We start from the raw sequence: 17501 nt of genomic DNA on the forward strand, positions 1-17501 counted from the left end.
GTACTGCGTTCAGAAAAACCATCGGTTTAAGAACATGTTGACCATTCCCGCACTAATAGTATAGTTTTTTGCAAAAGCGCTCTGCCAATAAAGGGAAGGTCCAAGGCAATGACGTCAAAATATATTTTGCAAATGCTAGTGCTGACGGCCTTTTCTTTGATGCTCTGGTTTCTCTATCCCGTTCAGGCTGAGAATGAATTCAACGTTATTCAGGCTGACCATTCAATACTCGACGCTATCAATGAAGGTGGACTGGTGTTGTATTTTCGCCATGGTCGAAGCGAAACCAGCATCCCCGACAACTATCCCGTTAACTACCAGGACTGCAATACTCAGCGCCCGTTATCTAAAGCAGGTATTGAAGAACTCAAAGTCATCGCCCCTCAAATCGCGCAGTTAAATCATCTTCAAGCCGGAGAAGTTATCGTCAGTCCCTTTTGCCGTGCACGTGATACCGCTGATTTATTGTTCCCGGACCACCCCAAAAGTATCGATATACTGCAAATGTACACAGCAATGCTGACCGAAGGAGAAAAGGCTCCTGTCATCGCACGTACCCGCGAGCTGCTGTCAGAACCTGTGGCAAAAGGCAAAAACAGAGTGATTGTCGCGCATGCACCCAATCTGGCCGAAGTGATGGGATATTTCCCAGATGATGCTGATCTGGTGATTATCCGGCCACTCGGCGATGACTTTGAATATCTGGCAACGATTGCGGCAGATGATTGGGATAGGCTGCTCTCACATTCAGCATCTGGCGAATAGTCATGCAATTCAATCTGCGACTGATGTCGCTATTCATGGGCCCGATTATTCTCGTCCTGATACCATTGATTTTGGCCGGCCTGCTGGCGATGAATCAGCTACAGAATCGCTTGGGAGAGATTGAACATCAACAACTGCAGGATCTTGAATCCTTAAAACATGTCGCCATGTTCGGTCAGCAGCTTGGCCACTTACACGAGCGAATTCTCACCACTCTGCGCGCCGCAACCGCTGGCGAGATGTCCTCCCTTGCACTTTACCGTGAACATAGTCAGCTGGTGAATGAACTGGCAACACTTGGCAAAGATCTCAACAACATTGGCAAATTAGAGTTATTGGCAAGAGTCGATAAGCGTCAAGTTGAGGCTTTGCTTGAGCACTATGCCGATTATCAGCGGATGATGGTCATTGCCACCGAAATTGCAGCCGTTGATCCATCTACGGCGGAAGTCAACTTGATCAATGCTCAAGACAGCTTCACCGCTTTTGCCATTTTCAATCAACAAATCGCTGAACTGCTGTCTTCGCAAATATATGCAAGAACCACCGATGCTTATAACGACTTTAATGCTTTTTCACGATATCTGATGATGTTTGTGCCATTGGCACTGTTGCTACTGCTGGCCTTTGCCTATTTGATGTCTCAATGGCTGAACCGGCATATGTTAATTATCACCCAGGGTCTACTTGAACTGTCACAGGATGGCGAAAAGCTGCCAATGCTTGCTGATGTCAAAAAGCTGGCCAGGCAGAATAAGGGACCATTACAGCAATTGGCGTCGGGGCTACTCAACTTTCGAAGTGCACTACAACAACGTAAGCACGCTGAAGAAAAAATATTCCAGCTGGCCTACTTCGACAGTTTGACTGGGCTCTCCAACTGGCAATATCTGGCAAAACAACTTGCAGCAGCAATCAGCGAAAGTCAGCAACATCAGGACTTTTCCATTCTGATCACCATGGATCTCGATAACTTCAAGGTGATCAATGACAGTCGCGGCCACAGTGCCGGCGACACTATCCTGAAAGAAATGGCCGAGAGATTGAAAAACCTCGATCTTGAGCACTACCAGCTGGCACGGCTTGGTGGTGATGAATTTGCACTGATGCTCACTCGAGTGGCCTCCACACAGTCCCAGGCAAGAATAAGAGCCGAGCAGTTGGCCCTGCAAATTTCAGAACTGGTGGCCAGGCCTTGTGTGATTCATCACGACAATTTTTTCCTGTCTGCCAGTCTCGGCATTGTCATCTTTGGTGCAGATGAGAGCTTGAATACCGAAATGTTGTTTCGTTCGGCTGACGCGGCGATGAACAAAGCGAAACAGCTTGGCCGCAACACCTATTGTTTTCACGATCCCGAAATGCTGAATCAGCTCGAAGCCAACGCACAAACCAGCATTGAACTGCGTGAAGCGCTTAATCAGGAACAAATCGTGGTGTTTTACCAGCTACAATTCGACAGCCAGGGCAAAGCAATTGGTGCTGAAGCACTGGTCCGCTGGCAACACCCGGAAAAAGGTATTCTCTCTCCAGCCTTTTTTATCGAAATCGCAGAACATACTGGACTGATCATTCCACTTGGCCAACGAGTGCTTCAACTATCCTGCGAACAACTGAGTCGCTGGCAGGCACAGCCAGAAACCCTTGAACTGACTTTATCGGTTAATGTGAGTCCCAAACAGTTTCAACAAGCCGACTTTGTTGACTATGTCCGACAGTTGCTGGCCGATTACAAAATCCCTCCAGGTCGCCTGAAACTGGAACTGACCGAGTCAACCATTCTCGGTAATGTTCTGGAAACCGTGCAAAAAATGCATCAACTCCGAGCTCTGGGCGTAACTTTTTCACTGGATGATTTTGGTACTGGCTACTCATCACTGCAGTACCTGAAACAATTGCCGATTGATCAGATCAAAATTGATCAGAGCTTTGTGCGCGATATCACTCATGACCCCGATGACAAAGCCATCGTCAAAAGTATTATCGCCATCGGTAACGCCCTGCAAATTCAGGTCATCGCCGAAGGTGTCGAAACACAGCAGCATTTTGCTGTATTGCGTGACAACGCATGTTTTGCTTATCAGGGCTATTATTTCTGTCGCCCAATGCCTATCGAAGATATCAACAGCGTACTCATGTCTAAGGCGGTGTAACTGATTTAGCAGAAAAGCTCAAGATGGCATTCACAGCCAATAAAGCATAGAATACCGCCTTCAATGGTGGCCCGTGTTGGTCTCCCCGCGACGATATGTTGGTGACCCCGTCAGGCCCGGAAGGGAGCAGCGGAGCCTTCGGACTCGGGTGCCGGGATCAGGCTGGCATGGGTCCACCACCCAATATTTCTGATCCGGAGTGAAGCAGGCAAAGATGAGTTATCTGGTGCTGGCTCGCAAATGGCGACCGAAAACTTTTGCTGAAGTCGTCGGACAGCAGCATGTGCTCCGTGCACTCGTTAATGGACTGGATCAAAACAGACTGCATCATGCCTTTCTATTTGCCGGTACCCGCGGCGTCGGCAAAACAACACTTGCCAGAATTTTTGCCAAATCACTGAACTGTGAACAAGGCGTCAGCTCAACCCCCTGTGGTCAATGCCAAAGTTGTCTGGAAATCGACAGTGGTCGTTTTGTCGATCTACTCGAAGTGGATGCAGCCTCCCGAACCAAGGTCGATGATACCCGTGAACTGCTCGACAACGTGCAATACGCGCCCAATCGGGGCCGTTACAAGGTCTACCTGATCGACGAAGTACACATGCTATCCACCAGCAGCTTCAATGCCCTGTTGAAAACACTTGAAGAGCCGCCTCCGCATGTAAAATTTCTGTTCGCAACAACCGATCCGCAAAAATTACCGGTCACGATTCTGTCGCGCTGCCTGCAATTCAATCTGCGTCGGCTGGAAATAGATCAAATTGCCGATCATCTTGCCTATATCCTGCAGCAGGAACAGATTGCATTCGAAACAGAGGCCCTGCGTGCACTGGCCCAGGCAGCCGATGGCAGCATGCGTGATGCGCTGAGTTTGCTGGATCAGGCGATTGCCTTTGCCGGTGGCACCGTCAGCAGCGAAATTGTCCATCAAATGCTTGGCAGTATTTCCAGTGAACATCTCGACAATCTGCTGAGTGCACTGATACAACAAGATGGTGAGTCGTTACTGCAACAAATCAACGAACTGACAGCACTAGGCCGAGACTTCAATACTGTGCTTGATATGCTGCTGATGGCATTGCAACAAATCGCTACCTTGCAGATGATTCCCGACAGTGCTGCCAGTAACGACAGAACACTTTCATTACAATCATTGGCACAACAATTCAGCCTGAAAATGTTCAGCTGCTGTATCAAATTGCATTGCATGGCAAACGTGATTTGCCATACGCGGCATCCGCAAGAAGCGGCTTCGAAATGACATTACTGCGGATGTTGAGTTTTCAGCCGATGCAAACTCAATTGCCTGATCGGGAGGTGCCGCTAAAAAAGTCGCAACCGACTGAATCTAAGGTGCCATCAGCTGCACCAGTTGACTTGCGTCAGCCAGAACCGCAACCTCGTGAAACAACACCGACACCCGTTGAGCCCAGTGAACCACTTACTGAGCCAACCATCGCTGAAGATGAAAATCCACAGACACAAGCCAGCCCGGACAATCAAGCAGCCGAGCCAGTCAGCCCCGCTGTCGAACCCGCACAGCCACAACTAAGTCTGTCCGCTGACAACTGGACCAGCCTTGTCAGCCAACTCAGATTGTCGGCCATTAGTCGCCAACTAGCAGATAACTGTGCGTTGGTGCGCATCGATGGTCAGCGAATTGAGCTTTCATTGGCACCTGAACTGGCGCATCTCGCCACCGATAAAGCCTGCCAACGTCTGCAATTGGCGGTGAGCAATCAGCTTGATCAGACGGTTGAAATTATCTTTATTGACCCTGCAGATACCCCACAGGCCTCACCGACACTGGCCATCGAACGTGCAGAACACGAGTCATCCCGGCAACAGCAGGCACAGCAATCCATTCATGATGATCCGGTCGTTGGCATGATCAAAAAAGTCTTCAATGCCCGTATAATCGAAAGCACAATCAAACCTTTAAATCATTGAGAGGCCCGAAATGAAAGGCGGTTTAGGTAATCTGATGAAACAGGCCCAGCAGATGCAGGCCAATATGGAAAAAGCCCAACAAGAGTTGGCAAATATTGAGGTGACTGGTCAAGCCGGTGGTGGCATGGTGCAAATCATCATGACTGGCAAGCACGATGTGAAACGTGTCAACATCGAACAGACCCTGTTTGAAGACGACAAGGAAATGCTGGAAGATCTGATCGCCGCGGCGGTCAATGACGCTGTACGCCAGGTCGAGAAAACTACTCAGGAACGCATGTCGTCGATGCTGCCTCCTGGCATGAAAATGCCTTTCTGAAGTCGGAATAATGGCAAGTTTAGGTCGCAGCATTGATGAACTGATGCAGGCACTGCGTTGTTTGCCGGGAGTCGGGCCCAAATCTGCCCAGCGCATGACATTTCATCTACTCGACAAACAACGTGATGGTGCTCAACGCTTGCTTGATGCCCTGGCTCAGGCGCTCGACAAGGTTCAGCCTTGCCAGCGCTGCCAGATTTTGAGCGAACAAACATTATGTGAGCGTTGCAGCGATCCGCAGCGCAGGCAAGATCAGTTGTGTATCGTCGAAATGCCCAGTGATGTGATTGCCATTGAGCAGGCAACCCACTATCAGGGACAATTCTTTGTACTGTCCGGCCACCTGTCGCCATTGGATGGAATCGGACCAGAAGCTCTGGGCATTCCTAAATTATTAACCTGGCTCGATTCAGGGCAGTTGGAAGAAGTGATTCTGGCCACCAATCCAACGGTTGAAGGCGAAGCGACAGCGCACTACATCAGCGAATTGGTCAGGGCGAGACAAATCAAAGTGACACGTCTGGCACATGGTATTCCACTGGGTGGTGAGCTTGAGTATGTTGACAGTGGTACACTTTCTCATGCATTTTCAGGTCGTGAGTCAATCTGATCTGTACATCGTCAACCGGGAATCATGCACAGATGGCCGATACAACCAATGCATTTGAACTACTGAAAAGCCACAGTGGACTGATCCACCGGCAACCGCTGTTCAAAGCTGATCAGCTTCAAGTCGATGGCTATCATCTGACTTTTCTGGATATTCATGGTCAGGCACTTGATGACGATATCGAAGTACCTGATTTTATCTCCCGACTGCCGCGCCTGCTGATTGAGCTCAATCACTCGGAAAAAGCTTTGCTCACTCTGCCTGAATCCTGGCAGAACGCCCTGTTGCAACAGGAAATGAATGGTATTGATTTAACCATTGATATTCACGGCAATCCCAAACCGGAAAATCATCACCCTCGCTACAAATTTGCTGATCGGGCAGCAGCGGAGCGTGAACCGGATACTCAGACACTGCTGGTTGATCTGAACGGCTTCGCGATGGATCAACTTCTACAGCTGATCCCGCAATGGCGACGTCATCACAATACCCTGTGCGCGCTGAATGTCAACGCTACCGAACAGTTTTCACTCTGCAAACAACAGTTCGATTTACTGCAGGGCTTGTTTTATACCTTGCCTGTCATTCGCGACAACCATGTGCTATCACCTTCGACCGAAATCATGATGGATCTCCTGGTCAACCTCCAGGATCCTAATGTCGAGGTGGAAACACTTGCTGACATCATCAATCGTGACGTCACCTTGAGTTATAAACTGCTCAAGCTCATCAACTCAGCATTTTTTGGATTGCCTCGACAGGTTGAAAGCACCAAACAGGCAATCGTTATGCTGGGCCAAAATCAGGTCAAAACCTGGGCAAGTTTGCTATGTCTGGCAGGGCTGGATGACAAACCCAATGAACTGCGAATTGTTGCCATGCAACGCGCCAGAATGTGCGAACTTTTAGCAAAATATTACAAGGGCCATGCCGATGTGTTTTTCACGGCGGGTTTGTTCTCAACGCTGGATGCTCTGCTCGACAAACCTCTGGCCGATATCCTGCAGAACCTGCCTCTGACCGATGAGCTGAAAGCAGGCATTGTGGATGGCGAGGGCCCGATTGGTCGGGCACTGGCGGATGTATTGCACTACGAACGTGGTGACTGGCATGCCGTCAGCCAATCTCCTATACCTGCTGAGTTGCTGATGCGTATTTATCTTGAGGCAATACACTGGGCCAAAGAGCTAAATCAGCAACTTGACGATTGATCCATGGCAATCACCTGGCTTGCTGATCAAGCAGATACCGCATTTCCGCCACTGGAACATGCCACAGAACACGGCTTGCTGGCCGCCGGCGGTGACTTGTCTCCCACCCGACTGATCACCGCATACCAATCGGGTATCTTTCCGTGGTTCAATCGCCAGGATCCGGTACTTTGGTGGTGCCCCGATCCACGCATGGTGCTTTATACCGATCAAATCAATATCAGTAAAAGCCTGCGCAAAACTATCCGCCAGAGACGCTTCGAATTGAGTCTGAATCAAGCTTTTACCGAGGTGATGCAAGCCTGCGCTGAACCACGCAGTGAAGCTAAAAATGATCCAGGCACCTGGATCCATGACTCAATGATTGCCGCCTATCGGGAATTACACCAGCGCGGTTATGCGCACAGTATCGAATGCTGGCAGTCAGGAAAGCTGGTGGGGGGCCTCTATGGTGTTGCCATCGGTAGAGTATTTTTTGGTGAGTCCATGTTCAGTTTTGAGCGAGACGCTTCCAAAGTAGCGCTGTCAGCCCTATGCGCTCAACTATTTCGCTGGGGCTTTCCAATGATTGATTGCCAGATCTACTCACCGCATTTGCACCGCATGGGCGCCGAGAACATTCCCCGACAAGTATTTGTCAATCAACTGGCAATACTCACAAAGTTACAGGGTCCGACACAGTGGTTGCTGGACGCTGATATCTCAGACTCGGTTTATCTTTAACGGACATCACACAAACTTGAAAAATGTAAGTAAAGTGCGATGCATAACGGTTGGATAGCCCTATTAAAACCCCATCGTCAGCACCGAGGGATACCGATGCACGATCAAAGCTTCTAAATATATGAGTCTCGATTTTTACCAGGATCGGCCACATCCATGCTCCTATCTGGAAGATCGTCTTGCACGAAATATATTTCCCGACCCCGGCAAGCCGGTTTCCAATGCACTATACAGTCAGCTGATTCAGCATGGTTTCAGACGTAGTGGCGATCATGTCTATCGCCCTCACTGCCCGGCCTGTCAGGCCTGTGTGCCGGTCAGGATTGATTTAAACGCTTTTCAGGCTAGTCGTAATCAACGCAGATGCTTAAATCGCAATGCCGATATCACGGTACATATACGGCCAGCGGCGTTCATTGAAGAACACTTCGAGCTCTATCAGCGTTATCAGAACATTCGACACCCAGGTGCCGGCATGGATAACCCGACCGAGCAGTCATATCGGCAATTTCTTACCAGTCACTGGAGCGACACTGCTTTTGTTGAATTCAGATTGAAAGATCAACTGGTGGCAGTGGCGGTCACTGACTTTGTTGCTGATGCGGCTTCAGCCTTCTATACCTTCTATGATCCGGAAATGCCCAGACGCAGTCTGGGCACATTGGCCATTCTGAAACAGATTGAGCTGGCAAGACAACAAAAACTGTCATGGCTGTATCTGGGCTATTGGATTGAAGCCAGCAGTAAAATGCGCTACAAAAACCGCTTTTCCGGATTGCAGTATCTTCAAGGACAATGGCAGTCGGCCGATAAAAAATTTTGAACAATCAATCCTTTTACGGCAAAATGGGTCTTTTTTTCTAACTGCGAATATTTAACCTAAATGGCCAAAGAAGATCATATTGAATTTGAAGGCACTGTCATTGATACCATGCCCAATACAACCTTCCGTGTTGAGCTGGAAAACGGTCATGTTGTGACTGCGCATATTTCCGGAAAAATGCGTAAAAACTACATCCGTATTCTGACAGGTGACAAAGTCACTGTTCAGTTAACGCCTTATGACCTAAGCAAAGGTCGCATCGTTTACCGCGCACGCTGATACTGCCCGCCTCTTGCTGGCCTGTCGGCCAGCTATCACCGTATTGTTCAAAACCTGTCAGAAAACATGTTCTGACGGCGTGATTTGCTCAGCAATCGGTTTAACCCCAATAATGCCAGCACCACAAATGCAATCAGTGTCCATGCTGGAATCGTCAAGCCCAGCAAAGACCAGTCCACCTCAGCACACTCACCTGAGCCTCGAAATACCAGCTCAATGGTTCGACTGAGCGGGAAGTTATCCAGCATGAAGTTCAAACCTGGTCCACAACTCGGCACTTGCTCTGGTGGCAGGTTTTGTAACCAGACATGACGGCCAGATATTCCGGCACCAATCATGGCCGAAATCAGTATCAAGCCACCATAGATTCGATTACCCAGACCACGTGGATTATGCAGGAATGCCAGCAGAAACAGGCCACCAATCACCATGACCATCACCCGCTGCAAAATACACAGGGGACAAGGTTCGAGCAGCAATACATGCTGAAAATATGCAGCACCCAGCAGCAATGCGATGCACATCAGCAACCCTGCCAGGTAAATACGGCGAGAACTCAGCAAAATGGTTTCCTCCAAAATCAGGTTTCGTGCTAAGTTAACTTAAAACACTTGCTACATAAAGGGATAATCTGATGAACCAGGAAAGAATTGGAAAAAAAACTCAGTGACGCCTACGACAAGATGATGGAACGCGTCCATCACCTGCTTGATACTGCAGAGCAGCAAGCACTGCCGACATTGCAGAAAAATATTGAAAAAGCCAAGCAACAGGCGATTGAACTTCAGGAAGTCACCGCCGAAGAAGCCGAGAAGGTGGCAGCCTACATCGAACGTGACCTTCATGAAGCCGCGAACTATCTGCAACAAACCGGCCGGGAGTTTACCAGCTGGCTCAATTTTGACTTGCAAATGGTTGAACAGCGAGTGCTGGATTTATTTGCCAAAGTTGCCGACAAAACACGTCTCGAGCTGGACCGTCTGTCTGCGCAGGCCCACATTTACCAGACCTACCACACCGGTGAAATCAGCACCATCGGTACACTGGTCTGTGACAACTGTGGCAATGAAATCCATTTCAAAAAAACCGGACGCATTCCCCCCTGTGGCAAGTGCCATCACACTTCGTTCAAACGACTATTTCCAAACACTTAGCGTCAGTTATTTCCAGGCAAATAACCCTGCCTGGATCAGGATTTCCATAGATGCGCTGCCCTCTGCTGTTCGGCAAATGTGTTGATACTGATCAAACTCAATAACAGACATCGCCAACACTGAAGCCAACTGCTCCTGCGCTTGCAGCGGCAAATGATAAGCCTCACCAGCGATATACAGTTGAACCTCGTCTTTGACGATATGCCAGAGCGCCCTGAGATAGGGATTTCGCCGTAATTGCTGATCGGGACTCGCCGAAGCTGAATCCTGACCCTCCTCCGCCAACCAGTTTTGTGCATGTACTTCAAGTACCGCTTTTGGCCTGGTAAGCAAGCGGCACACCGCTGTTGAAAAGAGTTCAGACTGACTGTCCAGCCTCGCTTGAAAAAACGCTTTTATTGCCGTGATATCCTGTTCAGACATTGCAAATCGTTGCTGGCTAAGCGGTCGTGAAGCATCCACGTAGTGCTGGCTCACACCGTCACGCTGGTACATTTCCTCCAGCATTGCATCCATGATCTCAAGCTCATCAGGAGAGCGAAAGCCTACCGAGAAGGTCATGCAGTCATCCAACGCAATGCCGTGATGTGCATAATGCGGTGGTAAATACAGCATGTCACCCGGCTCAAGTATCCATCGCTCACCGACCTCAAAATCGGCAATGACTTTCAGATCACTTCCCGCCAGGCAATCAACATCGGGCATCGCTTCAGCGCTGATTGACCATTCGCGATGTCCCATCGCCTGCAGCAAAAACACATCATAACTGTCGGTATGTGGTCCCACTGAGCCACCCTTAACCGCAAAACTCACCATCAGATCATCTAGTCGCCAATCGGGTACAAAATCAAAATAATCAAGTATTTCAGCCAATGCCGGCATGTGCTTATCCATGTCCTGCACCAGCAGTGTCCAGTCATTATCGGGCAAGGCGCTAAAGTCATCTTCATCAAAAGGGCCTTGTTGTAAAGACCAGCTGTGTGGGGGTTGAAAGCGGATCAATCTTGATTCCACATCCTCTTCACAGGCAAATCCGGCCAACTCATCCGCGCTGATGGGAGACTGAAAACGCTTAAATGCCTGCCTGAACAGCAACGGCTTCTGTTGCCAATAATCCTGTAAAAATTGCTCGGCGCTGAGTCCACTATTAAAAAAATCTGTCATGAATAATTGCTTTTCTGATGAATTGATACGGTCCAGATAAACGGCAGATCCCAACTCGCCGGAGAAAACTTGGACATTTTTGTGCTCACATTGGACAATAGCTTTATGACAACTGCGACAGGCGATACGAAACTGATGTTACTTTCACGCTCACTTCTGGCCAGCTGGCTCATGTTTGCTGGACTCTCTGTAGCCTATGCACAGCAATGGTACCAAGTAGAGTTAGTAGTTTTCGAGAATCTGTCTCCGATCAGTAGCGAAGCTTCACCGGCAATGCCGATGCAAGAAGCCGCTCCTCTGACGGTAGATACACGCAACAATCGTATTCAACCTGCCAGCCGAGAAGAGTTAAGTGCAGTTGCTGACCGACTGCGTCGTTCTTCCGGTTATCGTGTGCATACACACCTCGCATGGCAACAGCCTATTCTTGGGCCCAGACAATCACAGGCAGTCGCCGTCACTTCCGACAATAATCTTATCAACGGCCAAATCAGACTGCGCCGTGGTACTTACCTGCATGCGGATCTTGATCTTTGGTTTATGGAAAATACTGGCGCCGGCGCATGGAGTGACTCTGGCAGTCTGTCATCCGCTAATTACAGCGGACCTCGCAATCCTAATCTGAAAGAATCACGCAGAGTCAGAAGCGGCCAACTGCATTATTTTGATCATCCTCGCTTTGGCGCCTTGTTGAAGCTGACTGCAGTTGATGCACCAGATGCGGCGCTGCAATCACCAGAAAGCTTCTCACTGCCTGCTGAGTAAGCGCTGCGTATAGCAGTTAATCAATCGATATACCTGCTCCATTGATCCAGCCAGGGTGCGCTCAATCTCGGACATCGACAAGGTTTTATCTGACAAGCCAGCGGCATAGTTGGCAACCACTGCACAACAGGCATAGGGCAAATTCAGTTCTCTTGCCAAAACAGCTTCAGGCATGCCGGTCATCCCCACCAAGTCACAACCGTCACGAGCCAGTCGAGCAATTTCTGCTGCTGTCTCAAGTCTCGGCCCTTGCGTTGCACCGTAAGTCCCTGCTGGTCGAATTTCAAGCTCACAGAGCTGCGCCGCATTCATCAGCTCGTTGCGCAGTGCCTCATCATAAGGCCATGTGAAATCAATATGCCTGTCAGCACTGAATTGGTCGCTGAAAAAACTACTCTCCCGACCCCAGGTATAGTCGATTAACTGGTCAGGCAATACCAGTTTTCCGGGAGCACAATCCAAATGAATGCCTCCCACAGCAGCTACGGCGATAATCCGGGAACAGCCCAGTGAATGCAAAGCCCAGAGATTGGCCCGGTAGTTAATTTTGTGGGGCGCAAACTGATGTGCGAGTCCATGTCTGGGCAACAACAATATTCTGCAGCCATTCAACAGGCCATCCATCACCGGCGCCGAGGGTGATCCGAACGGCGTTTCTATCTCATGTCGTGATATCAGCTCAAACTCAGGCAATTCGGCAAAACCACTGCCACCAATGATTGCAAGTAGCTGACTCATGCTCAGTCCCTTACAGCAAATATGCCTGGCGCATTGCGCCAGTAACCTTCAACATCCATACCAAAACCAAACACATAGTGATCGTCGGGTACTTCCAGACCGAGATACTCTGGCAAGGGCCCCTGCTTACGCGAATGAATTTTGTTCACCAGGGCAAGACAACCAACCGAGCTGGCACCCGCCTGCAAGCAAAACTCACGCAAAGCCTTCAAGGTATAACCTTCGTCAAAAATATCTTCAATCAACAGCACATGACGATCCGCGAGATCAGTCATCGGCCGCGCCTGCCACACAAGCTCACCGCCGACCCTTTTATCACCGTAACGCGTGGCATGGATATAATCGAGTTGAAGCGGAAACGACAGCTTGGGCAACAAATGACCCAAGGTGATAACCGCACCATTCATTACGCATAAGACTACCGGGTTCAGCGTGGCGTAATCACGGTTCAGCTGTTCTGCGAGTTGTGAAATCTGCTGATCAATCTCTGTCATCGAGAACAGCAGCTCTGCATGTTCCATTGTTTGCCTGATTTGTTTCATTGACTGCTCTTGGTTATAGTTCGTGGCACATTCACTGTTTGTTGTTTTCAGGAAATCCCAGCAATGCGCCGCTACTGGCCCCTGTCAGTTTTCATCGCTATTTTTGTTTATCTCGTGATCGTTGCCAACAGCCAGCCAACGGGTCGTGACGAGGTCAATGCTCAAGATGATGCTGAGGTTGAACGTATTATCAGTTTGGCTCCAAGTATAACCGAAACGCTGTACAGCATTGGTCTTGCAGATCAACTGATCGCCGTCACTGATTTTTGCAACACACCGACAAATACACCGCCAAAACCCACCATCGGTGCTTATCTTGATCCGAATCTGGAAGCGATTGTCGCGATGCAGCCGGATCTGGTGATATTGCTGGATCGTCAGCAAAGAGTCGTGCAACAACTGCAACAACTGGGTATTCGCACACTGCCGGTCAACCATGCCTCTCTGGATGGCATTCTGACATCGATGCATGATATCGCGGTAAACACCGGCGCTGTAGAGCAGGTTTCGAAATTACTTGCATCACTGCAAACCCGTATCGATCACGTACAAGCGATGACTGCGGATCAAGAAATGCCATCCGTATTGCTGGCAATTGCGCATGCCGGTGCCAGCGAACAACAGTTTGGTCAAATCTATGTCGCCGGACAGCATGATTTTTACAACGATCTGCTGAAACTGGCCGGTGCACACAATAGTTATCAGGATCGGCGTGTGTCGGTGCCGTCCTTGTCGACCGAGGGCATTCTGAGACTGAATCCAGACATTATTATCGATCTCTACCCTGCCAGCGGTCAGCATCCTTTCAACCTGGATATCATGCAGGCTCACTGGCAAAAACTGTCTCAAGTCAACGCCATTCGTAACGATCAACTACATCTCATCGAAGCCAGTTACGCGGTGATTCCTGGACCTGGCGTGGTAGACTTGCTGGAACATATTGCCCGACTGATTCACCCCCAACTGCAATGGACAGCGGATGCTGATTGAAAGCAAACAACTTGCCTGCAAAATAGAGCATGCAACACTGCTGAATGACATCAGCTTCACGGTTGCACAGGGTGACTATCTATCAATCGTCGGCCCTAATGGGTCGGGTAAAAGTACCTTGATTCGCTGTCTGATGGGGATTCTCCAACCCAGCGCTGGCGAACTGATATTGAAGGGTCAACCGCTGCACAGTTACCCTCGCAGAGCCCTGGCAAGACAAATCAGCTACGTTCCACAGGCGGTGCAAACCCAATCACTGGCATTTACCGTGCTGGATTTTGTCCGAATGGCGCGTTATGCCTATCACCACCCATTTTCCGAGTGGCAGCCCAGTGATGAAGCAGCCGTCCAGCAAGCGCTGGAAATCACCCACACAACTGATTTCATCTGTCGTCAATGCAATACGCTCAGCGGTGGTGAATTACAACGGGTGATGATTGCATCAGCACTGGCTCAACAATCACCGCTAATGTTACTTGATGAACCCACCACCTTTCTTGACCCACATCATCAAGTCGCCGTGCATCAGTTACTGCAGACCTTAAATCAGCAGCATGGCATGACCATCATCGAAGTCACACATGACATCAACCATGCCAGCCAGCACAGCCAGCATATCCTGGCACTCCATCAAGGACAGATGATGTGGCATGGTCAAGCCAGTGAGTTCATGGAAGCTCAGCGACTGCATGATCTGTATCAGCAGGATTTTATTTTTGTCAGGCACCCGCAAACAGGACGTCTACTGGCATTGGCGGACGAATCATGAGCCGACAGCACTGGTGTCTATTATTAATCAGTTTGGGCAGCCTGCTGATATTACTGCTCAGCCCGTTTGCCGGCTTGCAGGGCATTGATCAGGAAATACGCCACACCATCCTTCACGATATTCGTATCCCCAGAACATTGTTTGCATTTATAGCCGGATGTGGGCTGGCGCTGTGTGGCATGGTATTTCAGGCCATGTTTCACAATCCGCTGGCAACCCCCTTCACTCTGGGCGTTGCCAGTGGTGCGTCATTGGGGGCGGCACTGAGTGTCTTTCTTGGCATCAGTTTTTCATTTATGGGGATTACCGGTGCCAGCCTGTTTGCTTTTACTGGCGCACTGGTTGCCATCTGTCTGGTGTATGGCATCAGCCATCTTCGCTACGGCTTTTCTACCGAAACATTGTTGTTGACCGGCGTCGCTGCCAGTTTTTTCTTTTCCAGTCTGATCCTGCTGATTCAATACCTCAGCAATGTGGCCGATGCCTTTCAAATCATTCGCTGGTTGATGGGAAGCCTGACCATTGTCGGCTATCAGGAAATCTGGCAATTGCTACCGTTTGTGCTCATCACCGCGGCTATCATCCTGCTGCTTGGCCGAGAACTTAACTTGCTCAGCGCCGGCGATGATATTGCACTCAGCCGAGGTGTGCCGGTCAAAACCGTTCGATACATTCTTTTTTTCACTACCTCTATGTGCGTTGGTGCAATCGTTGCCCTATGTGGCCCGATTGGCTTTGTCGGCATGATGGTGCCGCATATCTGCCGACTGTTAATTGGCCACGATCATCGTTGGTTGATCCCGGCAACGTTGATGTTCGGTGGTGGCTTTCTGATTTTGTGCGACACACTGGCAAGGCTGGTGATCGCCCCCACCGAATTGCCGGTCGGGGTTATCACCACCATGCTTGGTGGCCCCTTCTTTCTCTGGCTTTTAGTTCGACATCGACGGCCACAAGCTTGACCGGACCGCACGGCAGTGTGAAGATGAAACTACGTTCCTCAGACGGGAAGTGAATGTGATTCGTTTGACACTTCTTCTGACAAGCTGCCTCGCCTTGCTATCCGGCACGCTCAAAGCCGATACCGATCTCTCCGCCTTGTATCCTTCACCGCATCATCTGCTTTGGCTTGATCAACAACAACTCTCCGAACAAGGCGAGCAGGCACTGTTATTTCTTGAAAGCGCTGACAAACACGGTCTGAATCCAGCTCGCTATCAATACGAACAATTAAGTCGACTGCACTCCCAGCTTGATACCGAAACACAGCATGCCTATGACCAAATGCTGACCACGGCTGTGTTGGCACTGCTCACCGACCTTGCTCGCGGCAGCATTGAGCCTCTGCAGGCGGATCCACACTGGCAAATTCCACGAGATCCCTTTGACCCGATAGCTTTTTTGCACAAAGCCCGGCAACAGCAGGATCTGCTGACAGCGCTCAAAGATGCCTCCCCTGCACACACGCACTATCAGACACTGAAACAAGCGCTGCATCACTATCGACAATTAAGCCCCTGGCAGCCAATCAAGACAGAAAAGACGCTTCGCAGCGGCGATATCGATCCGGCGGTGAATGCTATTCGAGCAAGATTGCTGGCAGAGAACCCTCATCTCGAAATCAACCATCACAGTGAAATATTTGATGAAACACTGGCCGATGCCGTCAGGCGTTTCCAGCAGCGATATCATCTCGAAGCTGATGGCATAGTTGGCAAACAGACACGTGCTGCGATGAATCTGCCACTTGAACATCGCATCGATCAGATTCGCCTGAATATGGAGCGCCACCGCTGGCTGCCACATGATCCGGGTGAACGCTACATCATGGTCAATCTGGCAGGCTTTGGCCTGATAGCGGTTGAAAAACAACAGATTAAACTTGATATGCGGGTTATCGTCGGCCAACTGAAACGCCAGACTCCGGGGTTTGTCAGCGAAATGACGCACATTGTGTTTAATCCATTCTGGCATGTGCCAAGCTCACTGGCGCGAAGAGATGTGCTGCCAAGACAACAACGTGATCCGGAATACCTGGAAAAATATGGTTTTCAGGTGTTTGAAAGTATCGAAGGTGACCGACGCGAAGTGGACATCAAGTCACTGGACTGGTCAGTGTTCAGTCCGAATTACTTCCCCTATGCCTTACGCCAAAGACCGGGGCCACTTAATGCGCTGGGCACGATGAAATTCATGTTTCCCAACCCCTGGAGTATTTATCTGCATGACACACCGGACAGACAATTATTCAGTCGCGCCCAACGCAACTTCAGTGCCGGATGCATTCGGGTTGAAGATCCACATGCGCTGGCAGTATTCAGTTTGAATGAGCCCAGTGCCGAACAGTGGATAGATGACATTCTTGCCAGCGGACGAAACACTGGACGTATGCTCAAGCAGACACTGCCTGTTTATGCAGTCTATTTCACGGTGTGGCCGGAACAGGGACAAATAAAGTTTGCCGATGATCATTATCAACGAGACAAACCAATGGCTAAATTACTGAATAGTCTTCATAATTAGCGTAATGCACACCAACCGAGGCT

At 49.7% G+C, this 17501-nt stretch carries 19 protein-coding genes, 1 other RNA gene and 1 pseudogene; 17 read left to right on the forward strand and 4 right to left on the reverse strand.

The annotated features are described in order from the left end of the window. The first annotated feature begins 108 nt into the window (after nt 1–108). The 11 genes and pseudogenes from MPL1_RS06895 (at nt 109) to infA (ending at nt 8833) form a co-directional block, all read left to right on the forward strand. Entirely contained in the window at nt 109–765 is a 657-nt protein-coding gene (locus tag MPL1_RS06895; protein ID WP_009726404.1) for a histidine phosphatase family protein, read from the forward strand. A gap of 2 nt (nt 766–767) precedes the next feature. Further along, nucleotides 768–2918 (forward strand): putative bifunctional diguanylate cyclase/phosphodiesterase, encoded by a 2151-nt coding sequence (locus MPL1_RS06900; protein WP_009726405.1) that lies wholly within the window; start codon nt 768–770, stop codon nt 2916–2918. 74 nt (nt 2919–2992) lie between these two features. Beyond that, an RNA gene (gene ffs, locus MPL1_RS13430) (signal recognition particle sRNA small type) lies at nt 2993–3089 on the forward strand. Nucleotides 3090–3132: 43 nt separating this feature from the next. Next, nucleotides 3133–4148 (forward strand): annotated as a pseudogene (dnaX, locus tag MPL1_RS14370) (DNA polymerase III subunit gamma/tau); the annotation flags it as partial. Nucleotides 4149–4175: 27 nt separating this feature from the next. After that, nucleotides 4176–4868 (forward strand): DNA polymerase III subunit gamma/tau C-terminal domain-containing protein, encoded by a 693-nt coding sequence (locus tag MPL1_RS14375; protein WP_327036640.1) that lies wholly within the window; start codon nt 4176–4178, stop codon nt 4866–4868. Between the two features lie 10 nt (nt 4869–4878). Next, nucleotides 4879–5187, forward strand: a complete 309-nt coding sequence (locus MPL1_RS06910; protein ID WP_009726406.1) for a YbaB/EbfC family nucleoid-associated protein — start codon at nt 4879–4881, stop codon at nt 5185–5187. Between the two features lie 10 nt (nt 5188–5197). Beyond that, nucleotides 5198–5797 carry a recombination mediator RecR gene (gene recR, locus MPL1_RS06915; RefSeq protein ID WP_009726407.1) on the forward strand — a complete coding sequence of 200 codons (600 nt, stop codon included), beginning with the start codon at nt 5198–5200 and terminating at the stop codon, nt 5795–5797. 32 nt (nt 5798–5829) lie between these two features. Then, nucleotides 5830–7008 (forward strand): EAL and HDOD domain-containing protein, encoded by a 1179-nt coding sequence (locus MPL1_RS06920; protein ID WP_009726408.1) that lies wholly within the window; start codon nt 5830–5832, stop codon nt 7006–7008. A gap of 3 nt (nt 7009–7011) precedes the next feature. Next, nucleotides 7012–7731: a leucyl/phenylalanyl-tRNA--protein transferase gene (gene aat, locus MPL1_RS06925; RefSeq protein WP_009726409.1), complete on the forward strand. Its 720-nt coding sequence runs from the start codon at nt 7012–7014 to the stop codon at nt 7729–7731. 121 nt (nt 7732–7852) lie between these two features. Beyond that, nucleotides 7853–8554 (forward strand): arginyltransferase, encoded by a 702-nt coding sequence (locus MPL1_RS06930; RefSeq protein ID WP_009726410.1) that lies wholly within the window; start codon nt 7853–7855, stop codon nt 8552–8554. A 60-nt stretch (nt 8555–8614) separates the two neighbouring features. After that, a complete protein-coding gene (gene infA, locus MPL1_RS06935; RefSeq protein ID WP_009726411.1) occupies nt 8615–8833 on the forward strand; it encodes a translation initiation factor IF-1 in 219 nt (72 codons plus the stop codon). 47 nt (nt 8834–8880) lie between these two features. Here infA and MPL1_RS06940 read toward each other — a convergent pair whose 3' ends face one another. Next, nucleotides 8881–9396: a disulfide bond formation protein B gene (locus tag MPL1_RS06940; protein WP_200858787.1), complete on the reverse strand. Its 516-nt coding sequence runs from the start codon at nt 9394–9396 to the stop codon at nt 8881–8883. A gap of 87 nt (nt 9397–9483) precedes the next feature. Here MPL1_RS06940 and MPL1_RS06945 point away from each other — a divergent pair, with 87 nt between their 5' ends. Then, entirely contained in the window at nt 9484–9987 is a 504-nt protein-coding gene (locus MPL1_RS06945) for a zinc ribbon-containing protein (protein ID WP_009726413.1), read from the forward strand. A 6-nt stretch (nt 9988–9993) separates the two neighbouring features. On the opposite strand, the gene MPL1_RS06950 is transcribed toward MPL1_RS06945, so the two are convergent. Continuing rightward, the gene (locus MPL1_RS06950; protein WP_040576965.1) at nt 9994–11151 is read right to left on the reverse strand and encodes a cupin domain-containing protein; all 1158 of its coding nucleotides are present in this window, start codon (nt 11149–11151) and stop codon (nt 9994–9996) included. A 105-nt stretch (nt 11152–11256) separates the two neighbouring features. Here MPL1_RS06950 and MPL1_RS06955 point away from each other — a divergent pair, with 105 nt between their 5' ends. Beyond that, nucleotides 11257–11916: a CsiV family protein gene (locus MPL1_RS06955; protein ID WP_152417604.1), complete on the forward strand. Its 660-nt coding sequence runs from the start codon at nt 11257–11259 to the stop codon at nt 11914–11916. Here MPL1_RS06955 and MPL1_RS06960 read toward each other — a convergent pair. Beyond that, nucleotides 11899–12654, reverse strand: coding sequence for an S-methyl-5'-thioinosine phosphorylase (locus tag MPL1_RS06960; RefSeq protein WP_009726416.1), 756 nt, complete (start codon nt 12652–12654; stop codon nt 11899–11901). The two genes, MPL1_RS06955 and MPL1_RS06960, sit on opposite strands and share 18 nt — an antisense overlap. A gap of 2 nt (nt 12655–12656) precedes the next feature. After that, nucleotides 12657–13196, reverse strand: a complete 540-nt coding sequence (locus tag MPL1_RS06965) for a hypoxanthine-guanine phosphoribosyltransferase (protein WP_009726417.1) — start codon at nt 13194–13196, stop codon at nt 12657–12659. Nucleotides 13197–13259: 63 nt separating this feature from the next. Between MPL1_RS06965 and MPL1_RS06970 the strand changes: the two genes are divergently transcribed. The 4 genes from MPL1_RS06970 to MPL1_RS06985 are packed head-to-tail and all read left to right on the forward strand — an operon-like array spanning nt 13260 to nt 17478. After that, nucleotides 13260–14186 carry an ABC transporter substrate-binding protein gene (locus tag MPL1_RS06970; protein WP_009726418.1) on the forward strand — a complete coding sequence of 309 codons (927 nt, stop codon included), beginning with the start codon at nt 13260–13262 and terminating at the stop codon, nt 14184–14186. Further along, nucleotides 14176–14955 carry an ABC transporter ATP-binding protein gene (locus tag MPL1_RS06975; RefSeq protein ID WP_009726419.1) on the forward strand — a complete coding sequence of 260 codons (780 nt, stop codon included), beginning with the start codon at nt 14176–14178 and terminating at the stop codon, nt 14953–14955. The genes MPL1_RS06970 and MPL1_RS06975 overlap by 11 nt, the downstream gene beginning before the upstream one ends. After that, a complete protein-coding gene (locus tag MPL1_RS06980; protein ID WP_009726420.1) occupies nt 14952–15917 on the forward strand; it encodes a FecCD family ABC transporter permease in 966 nt (321 codons plus the stop codon). Before MPL1_RS06975 ends, MPL1_RS06980 begins: the two co-directional genes overlap by 4 nt. Nucleotides 15918–15972: 55 nt before the next feature. Then, nucleotides 15973–17478: a L,D-transpeptidase family protein gene (locus MPL1_RS06985; protein WP_009726421.1), complete on the forward strand. Its 1506-nt coding sequence runs from the start codon at nt 15973–15975 to the stop codon at nt 17476–17478. Nucleotides 17479–17501: the final 23 nt, after the last annotated feature.

It is taken from the genome of Methylophaga lonarensis MPL (assembly GCF_000349205.1).
GTDB lineage: Bacteria > Pseudomonadota > Gammaproteobacteria > Nitrosococcales > Methylophagaceae > Methylophaga > Methylophaga lonarensis.

Bases quoted from the DNA above. Each gene is read 5' to 3' on its own strand.
- MPL1_RS06895 (WP_009726404.1), top strand. From the start codon at position 109: ATGACGTCAAAATATATTTTGCAAATGCTAGTGCTGACGGCCTTTTCT.
- MPL1_RS06900 (WP_009726405.1), top strand. From the start codon at position 768: ATGCAATTCAATCTGCGACTGATGTCGCTATTCATGGGCCCGATTATT.
- MPL1_RS14375 (WP_327036640.1), top strand. From the start codon at position 4,176: ATGACATTACTGCGGATGTTGAGTTTTCAGCCGATGCAAACTCAATTG.
- MPL1_RS06910 (WP_009726406.1), top strand. From the start codon at position 4,879: ATGAAAGGCGGTTTAGGTAATCTGATGAAACAGGCCCAGCAGATGCAG.
- recR (WP_009726407.1), top strand. From the start codon at position 5,198: ATGGCAAGTTTAGGTCGCAGCATTGATGAACTGATGCAGGCACTGCGT.
- MPL1_RS06920 (WP_009726408.1), top strand. From the start codon at position 5,830: ATGGCCGATACAACCAATGCATTTGAACTACTGAAAAGCCACAGTGGA.
- aat (WP_009726409.1), top strand. From the start codon at position 7,012: ATGGCAATCACCTGGCTTGCTGATCAAGCAGATACCGCATTTCCGCCA.
- MPL1_RS06930 (WP_009726410.1), top strand. From the start codon at position 7,853: ATGAGTCTCGATTTTTACCAGGATCGGCCACATCCATGCTCCTATCTG.
- infA (WP_009726411.1), top strand. From the start codon at position 8,615: ATGGCCAAAGAAGATCATATTGAATTTGAAGGCACTGTCATTGATACC.
- MPL1_RS06950 (WP_040576965.1), bottom strand. From the start codon at position 11,151: ATGACAGATTTTTTTAATAGTGGACTCAGCGCCGAGCAATTTTTACAG.
- MPL1_RS06955 (WP_152417604.1), top strand. From the start codon at position 11,257: ATGACAACTGCGACAGGCGATACGAAACTGATGTTACTTTCACGCTCA.
- MPL1_RS06960 (WP_009726416.1), bottom strand. From the start codon at position 12,654: ATGAGTCAGCTACTTGCAATCATTGGTGGCAGTGGTTTTGCCGAATTG.
- MPL1_RS06965 (WP_009726417.1), bottom strand. From the start codon at position 13,196: ATGAAACAAATCAGGCAAACAATGGAACATGCAGAGCTGCTGTTCTCG.
- MPL1_RS06970 (WP_009726418.1), top strand. From the start codon at position 13,260: ATGCGCCGCTACTGGCCCCTGTCAGTTTTCATCGCTATTTTTGTTTAT.
- MPL1_RS06975 (WP_009726419.1), top strand. From the start codon at position 14,176: ATGCTGATTGAAAGCAAACAACTTGCCTGCAAAATAGAGCATGCAACA.
- MPL1_RS06980 (WP_009726420.1), top strand. From the start codon at position 14,952: ATGAGCCGACAGCACTGGTGTCTATTATTAATCAGTTTGGGCAGCCTG.